This is a genomic window from Pseudarthrobacter sp. NPDC058119, assembly GCF_042884655.1.
GTDB lineage: Bacteria > Actinomycetota > Actinomycetes > Actinomycetales > Micrococcaceae > Arthrobacter.
In genome coordinates this window covers 212,496-231,970 of sequence record NZ_JBHVTN010000003.1, presented here as the reverse complement: position 1 = coordinate 231,970, position 19,475 = coordinate 212,496, and the positions used below count along the sequence as shown (strand labels likewise).

23 protein-coding genes and 1 riboswitch are annotated in these 19,475 nt (G+C 68.2%); of the genes, 9 read left to right on the top strand and 14 right to left on the bottom strand.

Annotation, left to right across the window (positions count from 1 at the left end; genetic code table 11):
- Positions 1-152: 152 nt before the first annotated feature.
- Complete coding sequence (locus ACFVTD_RS09005; RefSeq protein WP_387561174.1) at positions 153-653, top strand: sigma-70 family RNA polymerase sigma factor; 501 nt, start codon at positions 153-155, stop codon at positions 651-653.
- Complete coding sequence (locus ACFVTD_RS09000; RefSeq protein ID WP_387561172.1) at positions 650-1,306, top strand: anti-sigma factor family protein; 657 nt, start codon at positions 650-652, stop codon at positions 1,304-1,306. The genes ACFVTD_RS09005 and ACFVTD_RS09000 overlap by 4 nt, the downstream gene beginning before the upstream one ends.
- On the opposite strand, the gene ACFVTD_RS08995 is transcribed toward ACFVTD_RS09000, so the two are convergent.
- On the bottom strand, positions 1,303-1,824 hold the full coding sequence (locus ACFVTD_RS08995) for an SRPBCC family protein (protein ID WP_387561169.1): 522 nt from the start codon (positions 1,822-1,824) through the stop codon (positions 1,303-1,305). The genes ACFVTD_RS09000 and ACFVTD_RS08995 overlap by 4 nt on opposite strands.
- 27 nt (positions 1,825-1,851) lie before the next feature.
- Entirely contained in the window at positions 1,852-2,670 is an 819-nt protein-coding gene (locus ACFVTD_RS08990; protein ID WP_387561719.1) for a DUF1206 domain-containing protein, read from the bottom strand.
- 211 nt (positions 2,671-2,881) lie between these two features.
- On the opposite strand from ACFVTD_RS08990, the gene ACFVTD_RS08985 reads away from it, so the two are divergent.
- Together ACFVTD_RS08985 and ACFVTD_RS08980 are read left to right on the top strand one after the other, a co-directional pair.
- The gene (locus ACFVTD_RS08985) at positions 2,882-4,462 is read left to right on the top strand and encodes a hypothetical protein (protein WP_387561166.1); all 1,581 of its coding nucleotides are present in this window, start codon (positions 2,882-2,884) and stop codon (positions 4,460-4,462) included.
- Positions 4,463-4,467: 5 nt separating this feature from the next.
- Positions 4,468-4,914: a hypothetical protein gene (locus ACFVTD_RS08980; RefSeq protein WP_387561163.1), complete on the top strand. Its 447-nt coding sequence runs from the start codon at positions 4,468-4,470 to the stop codon at positions 4,912-4,914.
- A 21-nt stretch (positions 4,915-4,935) separates the two neighbouring features.
- On the opposite strand, the gene trmB is transcribed toward ACFVTD_RS08980, so the two are convergent.
- The gene (trmB, locus tag ACFVTD_RS08975) at positions 4,936-5,859 is read right to left on the bottom strand and encodes a tRNA (guanosine(46)-N7)-methyltransferase TrmB (RefSeq protein ID WP_387561160.1); all 924 of its coding nucleotides are present in this window, start codon (positions 5,857-5,859) and stop codon (positions 4,936-4,938) included.
- Between the two features lie 88 nt (positions 5,860-5,947).
- Entirely contained in the window at positions 5,948-6,112 is a 165-nt protein-coding gene (locus ACFVTD_RS08970) for a hypothetical protein (RefSeq protein ID WP_387561157.1), read from the bottom strand.
- Positions 6,113-6,611: 499 nt separating this feature from the next.
- Here ACFVTD_RS08970 and ACFVTD_RS08965 point away from each other — a divergent pair, with 499 nt between their 5' ends.
- On the top strand, positions 6,612-7,865 hold the full coding sequence (locus ACFVTD_RS08965; protein WP_387561716.1) for an MFS transporter: 1,254 nt from the start codon (positions 6,612-6,614) through the stop codon (positions 7,863-7,865).
- Positions 7,866-7,873: 8 nt separating this feature from the next.
- Positions 7,874-9,298 (top strand): MFS transporter, encoded by a 1,425-nt coding sequence (locus ACFVTD_RS08960; RefSeq protein WP_387561154.1) that lies wholly within the window; start codon positions 7,874-7,876, stop codon positions 9,296-9,298.
- 12 nt (positions 9,299-9,310) lie between these two features.
- On the opposite strand, the gene ACFVTD_RS08955 is transcribed toward ACFVTD_RS08960, so the two are convergent.
- Positions 9,311-10,045, bottom strand: coding sequence for a class I SAM-dependent methyltransferase (locus ACFVTD_RS08955; RefSeq protein ID WP_387561151.1), 735 nt, complete (start codon positions 10,043-10,045; stop codon positions 9,311-9,313).
- 318 nt (positions 10,046-10,363) lie between these two features.
- Here ACFVTD_RS08955 and ACFVTD_RS08950 point away from each other — a divergent pair, with 318 nt between their 5' ends.
- Complete coding sequence (locus ACFVTD_RS08950; RefSeq protein WP_387561148.1) at positions 10,364-12,259, top strand: DEAD/DEAH box helicase; 1,896 nt, start codon at positions 10,364-10,366, stop codon at positions 12,257-12,259.
- Between the two features lie 89 nt (positions 12,260-12,348).
- Here the strand turns inward: ACFVTD_RS08950 and ACFVTD_RS08945 are convergent, their stop codons facing one another.
- The 7 genes from ACFVTD_RS08945 to ACFVTD_RS08915 all read right to left on the bottom strand — a co-directional run bounded on the left by ACFVTD_RS08945 (position 12,349) and on the right by ACFVTD_RS08915 (position 16,462).
- On the bottom strand, positions 12,349-12,999 hold the full coding sequence (locus tag ACFVTD_RS08945) for an MBL fold metallo-hydrolase (protein WP_387561146.1): 651 nt from the start codon (positions 12,997-12,999) through the stop codon (positions 12,349-12,351).
- Between the two features lie 20 nt (positions 13,000-13,019).
- Positions 13,020-13,322, bottom strand: coding sequence for a putative quinol monooxygenase (locus tag ACFVTD_RS08940; RefSeq protein ID WP_387561143.1), 303 nt, complete (start codon positions 13,320-13,322; stop codon positions 13,020-13,022).
- Between the two features lie 42 nt (positions 13,323-13,364).
- On the bottom strand, positions 13,365-14,393 hold the full coding sequence (locus tag ACFVTD_RS08935; RefSeq protein ID WP_387561140.1) for an aldo/keto reductase: 1,029 nt from the start codon (positions 14,391-14,393) through the stop codon (positions 13,365-13,367).
- Between the two features lie 30 nt (positions 14,394-14,423).
- The gene (locus ACFVTD_RS08930; RefSeq protein WP_387561137.1) at positions 14,424-15,050 is read right to left on the bottom strand and encodes a nucleoside/nucleotide kinase family protein; all 627 of its coding nucleotides are present in this window, start codon (positions 15,048-15,050) and stop codon (positions 14,424-14,426) included.
- A 9-nt stretch (positions 15,051-15,059) separates the two neighbouring features.
- Positions 15,060-15,425: a DMT family transporter gene (locus ACFVTD_RS08925; RefSeq protein ID WP_387561134.1), complete on the bottom strand. Its 366-nt coding sequence runs from the start codon at positions 15,423-15,425 to the stop codon at positions 15,060-15,062.
- A complete protein-coding gene (locus ACFVTD_RS08920) occupies positions 15,425-15,748 on the bottom strand; it encodes a DMT family transporter (protein WP_387561131.1) in 324 nt (107 codons plus the stop codon). The genes ACFVTD_RS08925 and ACFVTD_RS08920 overlap by 1 nt, the downstream gene beginning before the upstream one ends.
- A 9-nt stretch (positions 15,749-15,757) precedes the next feature.
- A riboswitch (guanidine-III (ykkC-III) riboswitch) is annotated at positions 15,758-15,822 on the bottom strand.
- 70 nt (positions 15,823-15,892) lie between these two features.
- A complete protein-coding gene (locus ACFVTD_RS08915) occupies positions 15,893-16,462 on the bottom strand; it encodes a HutD family protein (RefSeq protein WP_387561128.1) in 570 nt (189 codons plus the stop codon).
- Between the two features lie 105 nt (positions 16,463-16,567).
- Here ACFVTD_RS08915 and ACFVTD_RS08910 point away from each other — a divergent pair, with 105 nt between their 5' ends.
- Together ACFVTD_RS08910 and ACFVTD_RS08905 are read left to right on the top strand one after the other, a co-directional pair.
- Positions 16,568-17,179: a phosphoribosylanthranilate isomerase gene (locus ACFVTD_RS08910; protein ID WP_387561125.1), complete on the top strand. Its 612-nt coding sequence runs from the start codon at positions 16,568-16,570 to the stop codon at positions 17,177-17,179.
- 109 nt (positions 17,180-17,288) lie between these two features.
- A complete protein-coding gene (locus ACFVTD_RS08905; protein ID WP_387561123.1) occupies positions 17,289-17,690 on the top strand; it encodes a YccF domain-containing protein in 402 nt (133 codons plus the stop codon).
- A gap of 14 nt (positions 17,691-17,704) precedes the next feature.
- Here ACFVTD_RS08905 and ACFVTD_RS08900 read toward each other — a convergent pair whose 3' ends face one another.
- Entirely contained in the window at positions 17,705-18,514 is an 810-nt protein-coding gene (locus ACFVTD_RS08900) for a 2-phosphosulfolactate phosphatase (RefSeq protein ID WP_387561120.1), read from the bottom strand.
- Complete coding sequence (locus ACFVTD_RS08895; RefSeq protein ID WP_387561117.1) at positions 18,511-19,380, bottom strand: DUF4031 domain-containing protein; 870 nt, start codon at positions 19,378-19,380, stop codon at positions 18,511-18,513. Before ACFVTD_RS08895 ends, ACFVTD_RS08900 begins: the two co-directional genes overlap by 4 nt.
- Positions 19,381-19,475: the final 95 nt, after the last annotated feature.

The following is a 19,475-nucleotide window of genomic DNA, read 5'->3' as shown; positions in this document are numbered from 1 at the left end:
CCGGGTGAAGAATGGTTCACAGGTGCGCTTTCGCGCCCGGCGGTTGAACCGTTTCCTGCTTTCCGTCGTGGTAACAGCCGGGAGCGCAGGATGCCGTGGCGTTCCCGGCGGCAGTGCAGGGCAGTGGTGTTGGCAGTGACGGGAGGAGCGGGATGCCGCTCGACGACAACGTGGTGGAGGGCATCTACCGTGAACACGGCAGCGCCCTGCGCCGCTTCGTGCTCAGCGCCACCAGGGATCCGCAGCTTGCGGAGGACGTGGTGCAGGAAACCGTGCTCCGCGTCTGGCAGCACGCCCCGGAGGTCAACGGCAGCTTCCGCAGTTACTTGTACCGCACAGCCAGGAACATCATGATCGACAACTACCGCCGGAGCCAGCGCCGCCCGCATGAGGCGCTGGAAAGCAGCCTCACGGACCCCGCCGGGGTGATGGGCCGCGTTGACGAGCTGCTGAACCGGGTCCTGATGGAAGAGGCCCTGCTGCGCTTGAGCAAGGAACACCGGGACGTCCTGGTGGCCCTGCATTACCGCAGGTTCACGGTCAACGAGGCGGCTGTCCAGCTCAACATCCCCAGCGGCACGGTCAAATCCCGCGCCTTCTATGCGCTCCGGGCTTTGCGCACCATCCTGGACGAGATGGGGGTGGAACGGTGACTCCCAACCCGCACCACCTGCTGGGCGCCTATGTGCTGGGCGGCCTCGACGCCGCCGACCTCAGCCTTTTCGAAGAACATCTCCAGGGCTGCTCCGCCTGCCGCAAAGAGCTTGCCGTGCTGGAGAAAGTCCCGATGCTCCTCGATGCCCTCCCCGTCCCCGACGCTGTGGCGCTTACCGCCGCTCCCGGCGGAAGGGAGGGCGCGGATGCCGGCGCCCCGGCACGCCTCTTCAGCGAACTGGCGCGCCGCCGAAGGACATTACGACGGCGATGGGTGGCCTTGGCGGGTGCTGTTGCCGCTGCCTGCCTCGCGGTGGGGCTGGCCGTGGGGCCGCTGCTTGCCAGGCCGCCGCAGCCGGATGCCACCTACTCCGTGGCCTCCGGCGGTGGGCTCCAGGTGAACATCGACATGGCCCGGAAGACCTGGGGGACCGAGCTGGCGGTGAGCGGCAGCAGCCTGCCGGAGGAGGGGACGCTGTCGCTTTGGGTGCGGGACCGGGCCGGCGCGGAGGACCGGGCCTGCGCCTGGACCGCCACCCCCAGCGGGAAGGTCAAGGTCACCGGTGCCACCCCCATCCAGCTGGGCAGCATCTCCAGTGTCGAACTGCGCGACGGCGCCCAGCGGGCCGTGGCGGTCATAACGGTTCCCTAGGTGTACTGCGGGTCAGTGCCAGGGCGGTTGTGCCCCGGACCAGTTCCCAGCGCACGGAATTCCACCACCAGGCCCTCATCCTCGCAGGCACGGGCAAAGGCTGCGATCCGCCGTTCGATCTCGTAGCCCAGCAGCCGGCTGCCGATCCACTCCATGACGGGCCGGAGCAACGCCGGGCGGCAGGAAAAGGTGTACTTCCAGACTGCCCGGGTGCCGCCGTCGTCCGCGGTGAACCGCCAGCCGCCGCCGAAGTTCGTGAAGAACCACGGGCCGGACACCATGGTCATCCCGACATTCCTGGGCGGTGCATAGGAGACGTACTGGCTCACCATGGCCAGGCCAAGGCGCGACCTGGTGCGGGTGCGGACGCCCTTTCCCGGCGCCCGTGCTCCGTCAAGGAAGCCCTGGGCGGAAATGAAGGGGTCCCACTTGAGCCGGAAGTCCCCCGTGGTCTGGGAGAAGGCGAACGCAGTCTCCGGGTCGATGCGGATCAAGCGTTCGGCGCGTACCTGTGGCATGCCCTCACCTAACCACGCCGATGCCTGCTACTTGGTCATTTTCGCCAGCCGCGCGCGCATGATCATGTACGCGCCGTAGCAAATCAGCCCGGCTCCCACCGCTGCCAGCAGATAGGGGCCCATTGGCTGGTCACGAAGGGCCCGCAGGCCGCCGTCCAGGCCGGTGGAATCCTCCGGATGCCGCTTGAGCGTGGCGACGGCGATGAGCAGGCCCGCCAGCAGCAGCACTGTCCCCTTCGCCAGGTAACCTGCGACGCCCAGTGCTGTGACGGCGGTCCTGGCCGGCCCGGGGGCCGGCATCCGCAGTTGCTTCTGGAAAGACTTCTTCGGTCCCCGGATGCCATAGACCACACCGGTCACGGCAACCGCCACACCGATCAGGACCAGCAGGGCAACCCCGCCCGGGGCCTGCATCATGGAGACGGTGAAGTCGCTCGCGGCCTTGCGGTTGTCGCCGCCGTTTCCGGTGCCCGTGACGAAGTGCCAGAGGGTGAGGGCAAGGACTGCGTATACGATCGCCTGCAGGGTGGCCTTGGCCTTGTTCTTCACCTTGGTCTTGGTGGCCTGGTGGTTGAAGTCGAAGATCGCGTCCCCTGCCTGCCAGAGTGACAATGCGGCGCAGGCCGCGAAGCTGCCCCACAGCAGGAACGGGCCCACGGGCACTGTGGCCAGTTCCGCTACCGCGCCGCTGAAGTCCGCATTGCCGGTGCCGCCCACCGCCAGCCGGATGGAAATGGCGCCCACCAGCAGGTGGAGTATCCCGCTGGCCGCAAACCCGGACCGGGCGAAAATCTCAAGGACGCGCGAATTGGTGACGTCCTCGGCCTTGTCAACGGCCTGTTTCAGTTCCTCTTTGATCGTCTTTCCTTTTGGACGGCGCGGTGGTGCGCTGGTGTGCGTGCCCTTCTTGTAAGGGCAATCGTGCCACGCCGCGGGGTCCCGGAACAGTTCGGTTCTGGCCGCCCATGGGGAGGGATCCCCATCGCCGCATCCCCATACCTGTGCAACCATGAGGACCAGCGATCGAAACGTACCGCACTCTTTTCCGGGGGAAACCATGACTTTTTACGGCGCAGACATCAGCCAGCTGCGGGCGCTGGCCAAGGCTGCCGACCAGGCAGCGACACTGCTGAGCAGCCGTGCCGGATCCCTGCACAGCCAAATCCAGTCCGCGCCGTGGAAGGGCCGGGACGGTGAACGTTTCCGCCAGGAGTGGAGCGCCAGCCACCGTCCCAGCCTGGACAAGGTGGTGGCCAGCCTGCGGGCAAACTCCAAAATCCTGATGAAGCATGCCGACGAGCAGGAGAAGGCGTCCACCACGGGAACCGGCGGCTCCGGCGGCAGCACCTGGGACCGGATCACCTCCATGGCCGAGCAGGCGAGGGAGTGGTTCAAGGAGCGGGCGGAAGAAGCCAGGGCTTTGGCCGAGCACCGCCGAGAGCTTGCTGCCGGCCTGGACCGCATGGTCAACGCCAGTCCGGAGGAGCAAGCAAAGTGGTGGGCTGGCCTGTCCGATGCCGACCGGCAGTACCTGATCCAGGGCGAAGGCAGCGACGGCCCGTTTGCCGAGGACCTGATGCGCATGGACGGCGGCATTCCCGCGGCAGCCCAGGAACTGGCGAAGCACCACCTGCAGGAACTGGCCAAGGCCGACATTCCGGTCTACACGGAAACAGGCAAGGCTTCCATCGAGGCCCGGGTTGCCTGGGTGCACGGCGGCGCCGAAGTGGGCACCGAGGTGGTGGAAAACGCCGACGGGTCCGCCACCATGAAGGTCTACGGAAACATGGGCCTGGGCGTCAACGACGCCTCCGGCACCGCGGGGGCAACGCTCACCGGCGAGGTCTCCCGCGAGTACACGTTCGCCAGCGTGGAGGAAGCCATGGCCGCCCGCAAGCAGATGTACCAAGACCTTCCGCCGGACAGCATCGGGGAAATCAAGGATGTGGCCGGCAATCCGCCGGGCTACATCCTGGACACCATCAATGATGCGGCGAAGGACAACGGCTCCACCGGCCAGACGGATAAGGCCAAGGGCACGTTCTCGCTGGAGGCAACCGGTGAATCCGGCACGGTCTCGGGCGGTGCGAAGCTGGACCTCGCCTACGAGCGGAACCTGACCGATGGCACGTCCACGGCCAGCGGCGAGGTCTCCGCCAACGGCCAGCTTAAGCTGGACGGCAGGGTCTTCGAGGCTTCCGGCAAGGGCGGCCTGGAAGTCAATATGGACAAGCACAACAACATCGATTCCGTCTCCGTCTCCATGGACGGGACCGTGGCCCAGGGCGTCACATCCGGCCTTAAGACCGAGGGGGCGAAGTTCGATTCGACCGTGACTGCCGGGACCCAGGGCTCCGTCAAGATCGACGTCGACTACACCCCCGAGAACCGTCCCATCATCGACAGCTACCTGCGCAACGTTGCCCTGGGAAATGACACCGGCGCGGCCCACGACGCGGCGCGGCTCTACGAGGCCGGGTCCGCCACTGTCCAGGTGAACTCGGTGCTGACGGCCAAGAACGAGGCAGGCTTTGATGTGAAGGTGGGTGAGGTGGACATCAAGACCGAGAACAAGTCCACCACCAACGTCTCCACGTACTATAAAGTCCCCAACGACACCAAGCTCGAGAGGCTCTGAAACCCATGTCAGTGCACATCGAATCCCCGCTGGGCTTCACCGCGGACTTTCCCGAGCACACCCAGGTCCTGGACGATTCCACGGCCGGGCCCAACAGCGAGCAGTATGGCCTGCTGGGCGGTGTCCTGGTCACTGTCATCAAGGACGACACCTCCGTCCAGGACGCGCCGCAGGCCAACGGCTGGGCGCACCTGATGGCGGGCTACTACCTTGAGGACCGCGGCGGCACCCTCCTGGCGGAGGGCGAGCTGAACCTGCCGGGCAAGGCTGCCTACGCCGTGGTGTCGGGATATGACGACGACGGCGGCCCCGCCAAGGTAGCCGCCACCGTGGGCGTGTGGGAAAGCAACCGGTTCATCGGCGTCGTGGTCGTCTGGCCATACCTGGACCCGGAAACCGAACCGCGCCTGGACATGCTCAAGGAGATCGTGGCCGCCATCAACGTCGGCTAGGGGCCTTCCCGGCCCCGCCGCTCAGCGGCGGCGGTAGCAGAGATCGAAGATCAGCCGGCCGGCCTCGTGGGCCTTCGCCTCAAAGCTGGTCCGGATCCTGCCCTCGAAACGGGGCGCCCAGCCGCCGGTTTCGTCCACTCCTTCATTGGGGCCCGTGTGCCCGGTACTGACCGGGGCACGTCCTTCCCGGACGGGGGCACCGCCCACCACTGTTTCGACACCGGACTGCCACACCTGTGTCAGGGGGCTTTCGGGGCCGCGGCGCTCCCCGGTGTGAAGGTTCTCGAAGTCTGCGGAGCCGGCCATGACGTCGCGGACGTGGATGGCGTAGTTGGACCAGTCGGTGGCGATCCGGAACAGCCCGCCCGGCTTCAGCGCGCGGGCGGCGAGCCCTGCGAACTCGGGCTGGATCAGGCGGCGCTTGTGGTGCCGGGACTTGTGCCACGGGTCCGGGAAAAAGACCCAGACTTCGTCCACGGAACCCTTGGGCAGCATGGTGGCCAGCACCTCGGGGGCGTTCGCCTCCACCACGCGGACGTTGGTGAGGCCGCGGCTGTTGATCTTGATGATGGTGTTGGCCAAGCCGGGGGTGTAGACCTCCACGGCCAGGAAGTCCGTGTCCGGGTTCTGCTCGGCGGCGTGGCAGATGGCGTCGCCCAGGCCCGAACCGATCTCAACGATGAGCGGGGCTTCGCGGCCGAACTCAGCCGCGGCGTCAAAGGTGTAGTCGGGGTGCACCGAGGTGTTGGCCACGTGACGGGGCACGTCCACGGCCCACCGTTCGGCGTGTTCCTCCCAGGCTGCCTGCCGACGGCCCTGGAGGCGTGTGCCGCGGCGCACGAAACTGACCGGGCGGCCGCCGTATGTGCCGAAGGAGGCCTGGGTTCCGGGCGTCACGGGCCTGGGGACATGCGGCTGCTGGGGGTTTTCAGGGGATTCACTCATCCCTTCCAGAATAGCGCCGCGGGAAGAGCGCGGGCGGGCACGCCTGACGGGCTGGATCGGGGGAAACCTCCCGCCGCGAAGATGCAGGCTAATGCATCATCAGCATGAGACTTACCGAGAGCAAGAGTCCGATCACAAACACCACCGCCGACACACACAACGAGGCTGTGGACATTCCTTTGGCGAACCCCTGCTGATTCGTGTCCCGAATCACGGCGATGGCTAAACCGGTGGAAATCGTCCCGAGGATCATGGGCAGGCTCCAAAGAACCAATGGCGCTACCCAGGGGAGCTTTGACGGGCCGTTGCAAGGAAAGGTCAGCAGCAGGGCGAGGGACGCAAGGGAACGCGTGAGTACCAGGCTCAGCGGTGCCAGGATGGCGAGGACGAGACTTGCGATAGCTTTCCTAGGGCCCCGCGTGGTGGGTGCCGGTCCTTGGACGGACGGCTCCCTTTCGCCAATGGGGGCGGTTTCCTGTGAATTCATGGTGATCATCTACTTCCGGGCAGTTGCTCTATTTAGTAGGGGGCCAAGTATCAGTGGCGGGGGCGGGTCAATACGGCTGCTTTCAACCTAAGAAGTTGCAGGGAAGGCCAGAAGCCGCCTCTACTCGTATGTGGAAAACTCCCTGGCGCCGGACGCCTGCAAGAATGGGCCCATGACGGACGGAACGAATGCCGCGGCAAGGAAGCCGCGGGGACGAGCTGCCTCCGGGGACGCCCGGGGCGGGACCCGGACAGGCAGCAGCGTGATGGACCTCAGCACCCTGGTGGACGCAGAAGTCGATGAGCTGCCGGCGGCGGAGCCCACCCGCGTGGGCAGCCGGCGCGCCCTCGCCTACTTGGGCGTGTGCCTGGTCCTGATCGGCTTGAACCTGCGCAGCGTCTTTTCCAGCCTCTCCGCCGTCCTGCCGGAGGTGACCACCCAGGCCGGGCTGCCCGGCTGGTCCGTGGTGGTGCTGACCACTGTTCCCGTGACGCTGCTGGGTGTCTTCGCGCCGATCGCCCCGGTCCTGGCCCGCCGTTTCGGTGCCGAGCGTGTACTGCTCGGTGCCATGGCATTACTGACTGCCGGGCTCCTGCTGCGGCCCGTGGACACCGGGACAGCAACAGGCGGGGCCGGCCACCTTCCTGCGCTCCTGGTGGGCACGGCAGCATGCGGCGCCGCCATCGCGCTGTGCAACGTGCTCCTCCCGGGCCTGGTGAAACGCGACTTCCCGCACCGGCTGGGCCTCATGGGTGGGCTCTACACCACCGCCATCTGTGCCTCCGCCGCGCTCGGGGCCGGCTTCACCTACCCGGTGTACACGGCGACGGGGGAGTGGACCAAGGCTCTGTGGGTCTGGGTGCTGCCCGCCGCCGTCGTACTTCTCCTGTTCCTCCCCGTGGCCCTGCGCCAGGGCACGGTCCGGCACCAGGCAGTCCGGGACGGGATCAACGTCTGGCGCTCAGCCGTCGCCTGGCAGGTCACCATCTTCATGGTGCTGCAGGCCATGATGTCCTTCAGCGGCTTCGCCTGGCTGGCGCCCATCCTCCGGGAAAGGGGCGTGGACGGGGCCACCGCAGGGTTGATCGTTGCCGTGTGCATCGTGCTGCAAATGCTGGGATCCCTGTTCGCGCCCGCCCTGGCCGCGCGGTTCCGGGACCAGCGCGCCATCAACACGGTGGTGGCTTTGATGACCGGCGGGGGATTCGTGCTGAGCATCCTGGGTCCGCTCAACCTCATCTGGGTGTGGGCCGGGCTGCTCGGGCTCGGACAGGGAAGCCTCACCGCCGCGGCCCTGACACTGATCATGCTCCGCACCCGCGACGGGCACACCGCAGCCCACCTCTCCGGCATGATGCAGGGCGTGGGCTACGGGGTGGGCTCCACGGGAACCCTCATGGTGGGCCAGCTCCACCAGGCAACGGGTTCCTTCGTTCCCGCCGGGGTCCTGTTCATGGTGGTGGGCCTCCTCGCGGCCGTCTTCGGCTACCGGTCCGGCCGGAACCGGTTCGTGGAGTAAGGCCGGCCGTGCAGGACTCCACGCTCCCGGGAACCCGCGACGCCGCCGGGATCTTCCGGCCCCCGTACTTGTGGGTGACCGTGGGCACCTGCGCCCTGGTGTTCCTGGCCGCCTTCGAATCGCTTGCTGTGACCACCATCATGCCCCTGGCCAGCCGGGAGCTGAACGGCGGAAGCCTCTACGCGCTGGCCTTTGCCGGGCCCATGGCCACGGGCGTGATCGGCATGGTGGGGGCGGGAAACTGGTCCGACCGCCGCGGTCCAGCCTTGCCCCTGTACGCCTCCGTGGCCCTGTTCGTCGCCGGCCTGCTGATCGCTGGAACCTCAGTGACCATGCCCATGCTCGTTGCCGGCCGCCTGGTGCAGGGCCTCGGCGGCGGTGCACTGACCGTTGCGCTGTACGTGCTCGTGGCACGGTTCTTCCCGGGCCAGCTACACGCCAGGATCTTCGCTGCCTTCTCGGCGGCCTGGGTGGTCCCGTCGCTGGTGGGTCCCTTCGCCGCCGGCGTGGTGGCCCAGGTCTTCAGCTGGCATTGGGTGTTCCTGGGCGTGGTGGGCCTGGTCATTCCGGCGCTGGCCATGATCGTGCCGGTACTGCGCGGACTGGACAGTGCCGAAGCGGAGGGACAACCGGCCGGAACAGGCCAAACCGGAGAAACCGCGCCGCCTTGGGCCCTGGGCCGGCTGGGATGGGCTGCGCTGGCCGCGCTCGCCGTGCTGGGGCTCAATCTCTCCGCGGACGCCAGCACCCCCGCCTTCCCGGCAGCCACGGCACTCCTGGCGCCCGCCGCCGTCGTCCTTGCCCTGGTGGCCGTGCGCCCCCTGGTGCCCGCAGGCACGCTCGCCGCCCGCCGCGGCCTGCCCAGCGTGATCCTGGCCCGCGGGCTCGCGTCGGCGTCGTTCTTCGGCGCCGAGGTCTACCTTCCGTATCTCCTGATCGACCAGTATTCATTCCCGCCCACCTTGGCCGGCCTGACCCTCACCGGCGGCGCGCTCGCCTGGGCCGGGGCTGCCGCCGTCCAGGGCCGGATGGGCACCCGGCTGCCGCACCGGCGCGCAGTCCAGGCCGGATCACTCATGGTCCTGGCCGCGATAATCCTGGCCCTGGCCACCACCGCGCTGCACTGGCCGCCTGCCACCGCCATCGCCGGCTGGGTGCTGGCAGGGGGAGGCATGGGCCTTCTCTACCCCCGCCTGAGCGTGATGACCCTGGCACTGTCCACGAAGGAGGACGAAGGCTTCAACAGCTCCGCCATGTCCATCTCGGACTCCCTGGGCGGGGCGCTGTCGCTGGCCACCACCGGGATTGTCTTTGCCGCGTTCACGACGCCGGTCCAGTCCTTCGCAGGGGTGTTCGCCTTCACCGCGGCGATCGGGGTCGCGGCGGCATTGGTGGCGCCGCGCGTCACCACCAAAGCTCCTCCGGCAGGTTAGGCCGGTGGCGCGTCAGGAAAGGCGGGTGGCGCGCAGGACGACGTCGGCGATGGTGGCCTGCTGCCCTTCCGGCCCGGTCACTGGGCGCTCCCGGCTGGTGAGGACTTCCACCTGCCAGCCGGGCTGATCCAGCCCCAGTTCCTGCACCAACTGGTCCCCGGTGTAGAACATGTCCAGGTGCTTGTGGTGGTCGTTGCCCCAGGGCGGGAGCCGGTCCGGGTGGTGGCCCACCACCAGCAGTGTTCCACCGGCCTTCACGGCCGAGGCCGCTGTCCGCAGGGGGAGACGCCAGTCCAGTTCCTGGGAGTGCAGGAACTGCGAGGTCACCAGGTCGTAGGAGTTCCCGGGCTGCCACTGCGCCAGGTCCGCCTGCTGCCAGGTGATCCGGCTTTCCATGGTGCCGTTGGAGGCATGCACGCTTTCCCGCGCCAGTTCGGCCAGTTCGTGCGAGCGTGCCCGTTCGAGGGCAACCGAGGAAACGTCGACGGCGGTCACGGACCAGCCCTGCTGCGCCAGCCAGATGGCGTCGGCCCCTTCGCCGCACCCCAGTTCCAGCGCCTTCCCCGGCCGCAGGCCACCGGCCTCCCGGACCAGCTGCGGGTTCGGCTTCCCGCTCCACAGCCTTGCTTTGCTGCGGTACCGCTCGTCCCAGACGGACGCCGCGCCAATGCCGCTGTCATCTCCGTCCGGCGTCGCGCCGCCGTCGTGCGCGTGGACTTCGTGCTGGGTGTCCCGGTGCTCGCTCATGCCTCAACACTGCCCCGGCAACCCCGCCAAGGCAACGCCGACGACGGGATCACGGCCCGGGGATGCTAGACTGGAGGAACTTGATGTGCAGTGATGCCGCCTGCTCCGGATCTGGAGGTTCCTATCCAGGGAGTGGGCTTTCTTCATGTGAGAGGCACATCCTGCGTCGATGAACGCGTTCCATTTGGTCCCGGCCGGCTGTCCCCATTCACAGCGCCCGGTTGACCACCTGACTTTTCTTCGGCGAAACCCCTGGTCCAACCGGCATCGGGGGCCGATATCCGCCCGGATACCGCCAGAAAGACCGTAAAAAACTACATGACTACTTTTGCTGCCCTCGGTACTCCCAAGGCCCTTGCAGACACCCTTACCGCCCAGGGAATCGTTGAACCGTTCCCCATCCAGGTGAAGACGCTCCCGGACACGCTGTCCGGCCGTGACGTCCTGGGCCGGGGCCGGACCGGATCCGGTAAAACCATTGCTTTCGCTATCCCGCTTGTAGCAAGACTCGCTGAGCGGGAAGCCAAGTACTTCCGCAAGCCCGGCCGCCCCATGGGCCTGGTCCTGGCACCCACCCGTGAACTGGCAACCCAGATCAACGCCACCATCGAGCCGCTGGCCAAGGCCGCCGGCCTGAACACCACCGTGATCTACGGCGGCATCTCCCAGGCGCGCCAGGAGAAGGCCCTCCGGGCCGGCGTCGACATTGTCATCGCTTGCCCCGGCCGCCTGGAGGACCTGATCCGCCAGCGCATCCTCACCCTCGAGGCTGTGGAGATCACCGTCCTGGACGAGGCCGACCACATGGCCGACCTCGGCTTCCTGCCGGTGGTCAAGAAGCTCATGGACATGACCCCCAGCCAGGGCCAGCGCCTGCTCTTCTCCGCCACCCTGGACAACGGCGTGGACAAGATCGTCCAGCGCTACCTGTCCAACCCGCTGACCCACTCCGTGGACGATCCGCAGGCCGCGGTGACCACCATGGAGCACCACGTGCTGGTGGTCAACGACCAGACCGTCAAGAAGCAGCTGATCGTGGAGCTCGCCTCCGGCGCCGGCCGCCGCGTCCTGTTCATGCGGACCAAGCACCACGCCCGCAAGCTGGCCAAGACCTTGACCGACGCCGGGATCCCGGCCGTCGACCTGCACGGCAACCTCTCGCAGAACGCCCGTGACCGCAACCTGGCCGAGTTCTCCAACGGCGACGTCCGCGTCCTCGTGGCCACCGACGTCGCCGCCCGCGGTGTGCACGTCGACGACGTCGAACTGGTCATCCACGTGGACCCGCCCACCGAGCACAAGGCGTACCTGCACCGTTCAGGCCGCACCGCGCGTGCCGGTTCCGACGGCACCGTGGTCACGCTGACCCTGCCCGAGCAGCAGACCGACGTCAAGAAGCTGATGAAGGCTGCCGGCGTGGACGTCAGCTTCGAGCGCGTCACCGCCAGCTCGCCCATCGTGGCCGAGCTCGTCGGTGACATCGCCGAGAAGGTTGACCCCCGCACCCGTGCGGCACTGCTGGCAGCCAAGGCGCCCAAGCAGGGCGGCGGCACCTCCACCGGAGCCAATGCGGAGCGCAAGCGCGCACGCCGCCAGGCCGCTCCCACCGCCGGTGGGCGTGGCGGACGTGGTGGCCGCGGCAAGGTTTCGGCCGAGCCGGCCCGCAGCGACGCCACCCGCGCCGAACGCCGGGCTGTCGCCTTCGAAGGCCGCACCGAAGCCCGTGCAGCCTTCGACCGCAACGCCGAGCAGAACGAGGACCGCGCAGTGGCAGCAGCCGCTGCCCGCCGCAACGCCCGCGGCCGCGGCACCGCTTCCACCCACCGCAACGACGTTCCCGCAGCAGGTGGCCGCACATCGGCCGGCCGCGGATCGAACGGACGTGCAGCCGAGGGCCGCAGCGATTCCCGGATTACCCGCAGCGACGCTCCCCGCGGTGGCACCGGCCGCCCGGCTTCCGGCGGACGCCCCGCGTCCGGTGGTGGCCAGCGCAGCGGACGCCCTGCAACCGGCCAGCGCGCGGCAGCAGGTGGATCCGGCCAGCGCTCCGGTGCAACCGGCGGGAACAAGGCCGTCTGGTCCTCCAACACCGGCGGAACCTCGGGAGGCTCCTACGGCTCCGGCAACGGCGGCAATGGCGGCTCGGGCCGTCCCGCCCGCAGCGGCCCCCGCCGCGCGTCCGCCCCGGCGTCGAACGAACGCCGCGGCCGCTAAGTCCCCAGCCGCTTAAAACCATCGAGTGCTCCGTAGTTGTCGTTTTGACGCGTCAGAACGACAACTACGGAGCACTCGATCTTAAACTCCTACCAACCCCTGGCGCGCCACTCATCCAGGTGCGGCCGCTCCGCGCCCAGGGTGGTGGGCTTGCCGTGCCCGGGATGCACGACGGCGGTGTCCGGGTAGGTGCCGAACAGCCGCTCCGTGACGTCGGACAGGAGCTGGTTGAACCGTTCCGGGTCCTTCTGGGTATTGCCTACGCCGCCGGGAAACAGTGAGTCGCCGGAGAAGATGTGCGCAGGTCCTTCCGGGTCCTGGTACACGAAGGCTATGGATCCCGGGGTGTGGCCGCGCAGGTGCACGGCGGTGAGCTCGAAGCCGTCGAACTTTCCAACGTCGCCGTGGCTGAGCCGAACGTCCACAGGGACCGGCAGCGCATCGGCGTCGTCCGCTCCGGCTGCTGTTGGCGCGCCCGTTGCATCCACCAGCTCCTTCAGGGCCCGCACGTGGTCCCAGTGCTGGTGCGTGGTGGCAACCAGGGCCAGCCGCGGCGCCGCAGAGGTGTCCCCGGCCCCGTCCGCCAGCAGCTGTTGGATGGCCGGGAGGTCGTCAGCGGCGTCGATCAGCACCTGGGCGCCGCTCTCCTTGGCCGTCAGCAGGTACACGTTGTTGTCCATCTCGCTGACGGAGATGCTGCGGATGGTCAGGGCCGGCAGGTCGTATCGAAGTGAGTCCATGGCTTCAGTCTAAGGACGGGCTACAGGCCGAGAGGCAGGGTGGTGGAGTACACCTGCTTGGACGGCTTTGCGGCGAGGACCTCGTGCAGCGCGCTCCTGCCCTCCGGCGTGGCCCGCCAGGCGGCGTAGTCGTCGTGGTCCTGGGTGGTGGCCCAGGTTTCCACCACCAGGATGTGGCAGGGATCCGCGTCGTCCACCAGCGCCTCGATGCCCTGGTTGCCGGGCCAGGCGCGGGTGGCGGCAAGGGTTTCAGCCAGGTACTTGGCGGCGTCGCCGACATGGTCGGGCTTGAACCGGACTTCGAAGTGGACGATTGCAGGCATGGGGCTCCTTGGGGTCGTAGTTCGGAATGAGTGGGAAGGTTGCTACTCGCGGCCCTCGGACACCCATTTGGGGTCCGCGGAACGGGATCCGACGACGGCATCGGACGCTGCGTCCAAGGCCTCCAGATGCGCGGGGGTGAGGTCCAGGGCCAGTGCGCCGAGGTTTTCGTCGATCCGGGCGGCCTTGCGGGTGCCGGGGATGGGAACGACTGGCAGGCCGAGCCGCTTTCCCTGCGCGAAGATCCACGCGAGGGCTACCTGGGCCGGGGTGGCGGCCAGCTGGTCCGCTACGGACCGGACCGCGTCCACCACGGCCTGGTTGGCGCCTGCGGCGTCCGGGGCGAACCGGGGAATGTTCCGCCGGAAGTCCTTGGCGCCCAGGCTGGACGTGTCCACGGTGCCGGTAAGGAAGCCGCGGCCCAGCGGGGAGTACGGGACGAAGCCCACACCGAGCGCGGCGGCGGCCGGGACGACGTTGCGTTCCACATCCCGGCTCCAGATGGACCATTCGCTCTGGACGGCCGCGATCGGGTGGACCGCCGATGCGTCCTGCAGCTCCTGTGCCGTCACCTCGGACAGGCCCAGGTGCCTGACCTTCCCCTGCTTCACCAGCTCCGCCATGGCGCCCACGGTTTCCTCGATGGGCACGCGGACGTCGCGGCGGTGCATGTAGTAGAGGTCGATCACGTCGGTGCCCAGCCGCTGCAGGCTCCGTTCCACAGCTTCGTGCACATAGGCGGCATCGCCGCGGATGTCCGTGTAGCCGTCCGTGGGCGTGCCCACCAGCGCGAACTTGGTGGCAAGCTGGACTTCGTCCCGCCGGGCCTTGAGAAGCTGGGAAATCAGCTCCTCGTTGCTGCCGCCGCCGTAGATGTCAGCGGTATCGATGAAGCTGACTCCGGAGTCGACGGCGTGGTGCAGGGTCTGCAGCGCCTCGGCAGGGTCCACTTCGCCGTACACGGGGGTGAGGGCCATGCCGCCAAAGCCCAGAGGGCTGACAGCCAGTCCATTGCCGAGTTGGACAGTTTCCGCGGGTTCAGTGCTGCCGGATTCGGTGGGTGCGTTTGCCATGGTTCTCCTGTTCGATTCCTGCGTTGAAAATTACAGCCAAGGGAGGATGCGGTCCGCCGCGGGGCGGGTGGCCTGGATCAGGCGGGCGTTGGCTTCGTCAGGTCCGGTGGCCCAGGCGACCGCAGCCTGCCGTTCCATGCCGAACGAAACGTGCCGTTCCACCAGGCGCTGCAGCCGGAGCGTGGGCGGCGTTTCGAGGAACCACACCTCGTCCAGCTGCGCCCGCACGTCCTTCCACGGTTCCAGGTCCGCCAGCAGGTAGTTCCCCTCGGTGATCACCAGCTGGACCTCGGCCGGGACGGCGATGGAAGCGGCCACAGGCTCGTCCATGGTGCGCCGGAACTCCGGTGCGTACACCACTGCCTCGTCCCGGAGCGCCAGGCGGCGCAGCAGCGAAAGGTAGCCACCGGCGTCGAACGTATCAATGGCGCCCTTGCGCTCCCGCAGTGGGCTCCCTTCGATGATTGCGTTGCCCAGGTGGAAGCCGTCCATTGGCACCACCACGGAGGTGCCGGGGCTGAACTGCGCCTGCAGCCAGGCCGCGAAGGTGGACTTGCCGGACCCCGGGGCCCCCGCTATGCCCAGGATGGTCCGCGTTCCGGGCACCAGCCGGCGCCGCAGCGCATCAACGGCCATGGTGATCTCGGGGGAGTGCATGGCAAAAGCCTAGTCACCGCCGGGCACCGGCGGCGCATCTTTTTCTGCCGGCAACGCCTTCAGGCCCGCGGCGCAGCCCACGATCCCCGCGATGAACAGCAGCTTCACCGCGCTGAACGGCTCCACGCCGGTGGCCATGGCCCACCCCACGGTCAGCGCGGCGCCGATGCCCACCCAGATGGCGTAAGCCGTGCCCAGCGGGATGTTCCGGATGGCCATGCCGAGTCCCAGCATGCTGAGGGTGGCGGTGACGGCGAAGACCACGGTGGGCAGCGGTCTGCTGAAACCGTCGGACAGGCCCAGGGCGGTGGCCCAGACAGCTTCCAGGACGGCGGAGGCCAGGAGTACCAGCCACGGAACGGAACGCTTCAACATCACGCCACCACCTTCAGGCCGACCACGCACGCGGCGATCCCGGAGAGCAGGAGCAGCCGCGCCGCCGTCGGGCGTTCAACCCTGGTGGCCATCGCGTAGGCCGAGGTAAGGACCACCCCTACGCCCACCCAAACGGCGTACGCCGTTCCGGTGGGAATGGACTGCATGGCCACGGCAAGGCCGCCGGTGCTTGCAGCAACGGCCGCCAGGAAGAGGGCTGCGGGGGCAATTCGGCGGCGTCCGGAAACCTGCGCGGCCCGGTGCAGCGCAGCCGCCCAGACGGCCTCCAGCGCGCCGGAAAGAATGAGGATGATCCACGGCATGACAGTTCCTTTGGCCAGTCTTGTCGCGTGCCGGGTACTGAACCGTCGTCCGGAGGCCCGGGAGGGGGCCTTGGTTTCCAAGGTAGCAAGGCGCGACGCCGGGCTGCCACCGTTGGTGGGCAACCTCACCGCATGCGCGGGTGCTTACGCTGAAGGATCCGCAGGGTCGATGGACACCACTGCCAGGAAGCCGCGGCCCAGGATCTCCGGGGAGTCGCTGTCCGACCCCACCACGGCGTCGTAACGGCCAAGATCCAGCGGTTCTCCAGCACTGTCGCTGGCCTTCGCCTGCCCCTGCAGGAGCACCCCGAGCTGCCCTTGGAACAAGGGGTGGGCACGCTTTTTGGACAGTTCGATGATGGAGGTGAAGGCCTTGAACGCCCCCGTCCGGGTGATGACGTTGAGGTCACGGATGTCGCCGGTGGGCAGTGCCGCCGTTGTGGCGGCCCCGCCGTCGAACCGGAACGGACGGTACTTTTCAAGGGGCTGTTCCGCGCCGCCGACGGTCAGCAGCAGCAGTTCCCCCTCGATGACCGTCAGTACGCGCTCCATGCCGGGGAAAGCGGAAAAGTCGCCGGCCTTGGCCACATCGGCGATGCTCACCCGCCAGTCCCAGCCGCCGTCCGCCGACTCCAGGCGTGCGATTTCCCTTGTCACCCCGCCACCGTTGCGCCATGGTTCGGCCTTGAGCCCTGCGAAGCGGATGATCTGCATCAGCCCAGCCTAGTTCCCCGCCCTGGCTCCCCGTCGCACACCGGTCCCGTGCCTGCTACTCTCCTCCGGGGGGTCAACACGAAAACAGCCTGAAGGAGCCCGGGAATGTTCGTCAAAGTGTGTGGTCTCAGCACGCCCGAATCGGTGCGCGAAGCAGTGGACGCCGGCGCGGATGCGGTGGGCTTCGTCCTCACCGCCAGCCCTCGGGTTGTCTCACCGTCGCAGGCGGCCTCCCTGCTGGCCGGAGTACCGGACAGCGTTTCCCCGATTGGGGTCTTCCGCGACGAGCCAGCCGCCGACGCCATCGCCATCGCCCGGGCCGCCGGCCTGGAATGGATCCAGTTGCACGGCGCCCGGTCCCGCACGGACGTGGAAACAGTGCACGACGCCCGCATGAAGCTGGTCAGGGCCATCACCATGGGTGCCTCCCCGGACGAGTTCGAGGATTGGGGTGAGGACCTCCTCCTGATCGACGCCGCCGTGCCGGGTTCGGGGGAGTCCTGGGATTACGCTTCCGTGGCGGCCCTGCCCGTGCTCCAGGGACGGAACTGGCTGCTCGCCGGGGGCCTCGAGGCGGCCAACGTGGGCCAGGCAGCAGAAGCTGCGCACGCCTGGGGCGTTGACGTGTCCTCCGGTGTCGAAGCGTCCCGCGGCGTGAAGGACCTGGCCAAGATCCGCGCGTTCGTCCACGCTGCCAAGGCCGCTGCCACGGTCTAGCGCCATCCGCCGGTGCCCTGCCGCCGCCGGGTCAGGGCAAGCTCAGGGATGTCCCCCATCTTTTGGCCGGATCGCCTTTTTGCCAGGGGGTCGAGGGCACAATGGGTGCATGAAGACACTTCTGAACATCATCTGGCTGGTTTTCGGCGGCTTCTGGCTGGCCCTGGGCTATTTCCTCGCAGGTGTGGTCTGCTGCCTGCTGATCGTCACCATCCCCTGGGGTATCGCCTCCTTCCGGATTGCCTCCTATACGCTGTGGCCGTTTGGCCGGATGGTGGTGGACAAGCCCGGCGGGACTGGTGTCTTCTCGCTGCTGGGCAACGTGATCTGGCTGCTGGTGGCCGGAATCTGGATCGCCATCGGGCATGTGGTGACCGCGTTTGCCATGGCCGTGACCATCGTCGGCATCCCGTTGGCCATCGCCAACCTCAAGCTCATTCCGGTGTCCCTGATGCCGCTGGGCAAGCAGATCGTGCCCACCAGCACGCCGTTCGTCAGCACCTACCACTAACGTCTGCCAGCTGGTTACAGCGGCCGGAACGACCCGTCCCGAAGGATGGCCACCCGCTCGCTGCCGTCCAGCTCAGCGGCGATGTCCACGTCCTCCGCGTAGCCTGCCCCGGACAGTTCCCGGCCACTGGAGCAATTCTGCAGCAGCTCGCGCAGCCGTGGTTCGGCGGCCTCGAACACAGCCAGCGCTGCCACCGCCTCCGGGGCGTAGCCATGGCGTCCGTCTCCGGCTTCGTAGCCGCCCTTCCCGGCGGCCGCCAGCCCCGCGATGAAGGCGCCGGCTCCGATCTGGTCCTCCACGGAAGGCCGGAGGGTGCCGTCGGGCCACCGCTCACCGGCGGCGACCACGGCCACTACTGCATCGGCGGCAAGGTTGGCCGCGACCCATTCCGCCGTGGCCGCGGCGTTCCGGAGACAAGCTGCGGCCACGAGCGGCACTTCGGCGGCCAGTGCATGGCAAAGCCCGGAACCGTTGGGCGATGGCAGCACCACGCGCTCCAGCGAATCCGCAGAGCGCAGGCTTGCGGGGGACAGGCTCAGGCCTCCGCCGCCGCGGGGCCCGGCCAGCTGGGCGCGGTGGTGGGCGGCGAAGTCCTCAGCCGTGGTGTCCCGCCAGCGGTAGGGAAAGACTTCAGCGCCCCGGTCCAAGGCCACACTGACGCAGGTACTGAAGGACAGGACATCCACCACCACCGCGATGTCGGCCCCGGCCGCCACCGTCCTGGCACCCTCCAGCCCCCATTCCAGCCGGACGGTGAACGGGAGTTGGCGGTGCGCGGCATTGGCGGAGTGCGTGTGCCGCGGGCTGCTGCCGGGTGCGTTCATGCCAGTTCGCCTTCCAGGTTGCGGTGGGCGGCGTCCAACCACAGGGCCCGGGCCCGCCGGTGGTGGAACAGCGGCTCCAGTTCCAGCAGGTGGCGGACGACGGCGGACCTGCCGGCTGCGAAGTCGGCGTCGCCGATGTGCGCGTAGTCTTTCCGCACGGCAGCGACGTAGCGGGCGTACTCGTCCGGTTCGCCACCCAGGATGGAAAGGTCAGCGTCGCAGAGGAGGGCCCCGTCGCCGTCGCCCGGCTCCGGCCGGTGGTCCGACGTCAGGCGGACCAGCCGGGCAACTTCCGCCACTTCTTCCGCCGGAAGCCCGGCGCCTGCCAGCCGGTCTTCCGCCAGGTGTGCCGACTCCTCCTCGTCCTGTTCCGCGACCCCGCGGTACACGGCATCGTGGAACCAGGCCGCCAGCAGCACCGTCCGCGGCGGGTCGCCAGGTTCTGTGAGCAGGTCGATCGCCTCAAGGACCGAAAGCAGGTGGGTGCAGCCGTGGTAGTGGCGGTGTGGCTCGCTCCACCGGTCCAGCAGGTCCAGGAAGAGCGCGTCGTGCCCGGGCATGATGGCTTCCCAACGGTTCAGCAGCGGGACCTTCAGCGACTTGTTCCGCCGGCGTGCCGGGATCCGCAGGCCGCTGGCGATGAGCCGGCGCACCAGCACCCTTCCTTCCACCGGAGATGCGCCCGCGGCCACCAGGTCATCGAACCGGCGTTCGGGCACATCGTAGTGGTCCCCGTCGAAGGCCCGCTCAGGAATCCCGGCGGCAGCAGCGAACGAATGCAGCTCGTCCAGCGATGCATCCGACACCAGGTGCGAGAAGTGCGTTCCGTGGGCAGGCCACAGCGGCGGGTCGATGTAGATGGCCATGGAAGGAGTCTAGTGCCGCCACTGGCTGGTATCGCCGTGCGGCCGGACGGGGCTGGGCTGAACCCAGATTGCGACTGGATGCGCATGGATGATCC

Coding starts and splice junctions, on each gene's coding strand:
- ACFVTD_RS08950 (WP_387561148.1), top strand. CDS start 10,364: ATGACTACTTTTGCTGCCCTCGGTACTCCCAAGGCCCTTGCAGACACC.
- ACFVTD_RS08940 (WP_387561143.1), bottom strand. CDS start 13,322: ATGCCTGCAATCGTCCACTTCGAAGTCCGGTTCAAGCCCGACCATGTC.
- ACFVTD_RS08980 (WP_387561163.1), top strand. CDS start 4,468: ATGTCAGTGCACATCGAATCCCCGCTGGGCTTCACCGCGGACTTTCCC.
- ACFVTD_RS08930 (WP_387561137.1), bottom strand. CDS start 15,050: ATGCACTCCCCCGAGATCACCATGGCCGTTGATGCGCTGCGGCGCCGG.
- ACFVTD_RS08915 (WP_387561128.1), bottom strand. CDS start 16,462: ATGCAGATCATCCGCTTCGCAGGGCTCAAGGCCGAACCATGGCGCAAC.
- trmB (WP_387561160.1), bottom strand. CDS start 5,859: ATGAGTGAATCCCCTGAAAACCCCCAGCAGCCGCATGTCCCCAGGCCC.
- ACFVTD_RS08925 (WP_387561134.1), bottom strand. CDS start 15,425: ATGTTGAAGCGTTCCGTTCCGTGGCTGGTACTCCTGGCCTCCGCCGTC.
- ACFVTD_RS08970 (WP_387561157.1), bottom strand. CDS start 6,112: ATGATCCTCGGGACGATTTCCACCGGTTTAGCCATCGCCGTGATTCGG.
- ACFVTD_RS08955 (WP_387561151.1), bottom strand. CDS start 10,045: ATGAGCGAGCACCGGGACACCCAGCACGAAGTCCACGCGCACGACGGC.
- ACFVTD_RS08900 (WP_387561120.1), bottom strand. CDS start 18,514: ATGAACGCACCCGGCAGCAGCCCGCGGCACACGCACTCCGCCAATGCC.
- ACFVTD_RS08965 (WP_387561716.1), top strand. CDS start 6,612: ATGGACCTCAGCACCCTGGTGGACGCAGAAGTCGATGAGCTGCCGGCG.
- ACFVTD_RS08935 (WP_387561140.1), bottom strand. CDS start 14,393: ATGGCAAACGCACCCACCGAATCCGGCAGCACTGAACCCGCGGAAACT.
- ACFVTD_RS09005 (WP_387561174.1), top strand. CDS start 153: ATGCCGCTCGACGACAACGTGGTGGAGGGCATCTACCGTGAACACGGC.
- ACFVTD_RS08920 (WP_387561131.1), bottom strand. CDS start 15,748: ATGCCGTGGATCATCCTCATTCTTTCCGGCGCGCTGGAGGCCGTCTGG.
- ACFVTD_RS08910 (WP_387561125.1), top strand. CDS start 16,568: ATGTTCGTCAAAGTGTGTGGTCTCAGCACGCCCGAATCGGTGCGCGAA.
- ACFVTD_RS08995 (WP_387561169.1), bottom strand. CDS start 1,824: ATGCCACAGGTACGCGCCGAACGCTTGATCCGCATCGACCCGGAGACT.
- ACFVTD_RS08945 (WP_387561146.1), bottom strand. CDS start 12,999: ATGGACTCACTTCGATACGACCTGCCGGCCCTGACCATCCGCAGCATC.
- ACFVTD_RS08985 (WP_387561166.1), top strand. CDS start 2,882: ATGACTTTTTACGGCGCAGACATCAGCCAGCTGCGGGCGCTGGCCAAG.
- ACFVTD_RS08905 (WP_387561123.1), top strand. CDS start 17,289: ATGAAGACACTTCTGAACATCATCTGGCTGGTTTTCGGCGGCTTCTGG.
- ACFVTD_RS08895 (WP_387561117.1), bottom strand. CDS start 19,380: ATGGCCATCTACATCGACCCGCCGCTGTGGCCTGCCCACGGAACGCAC.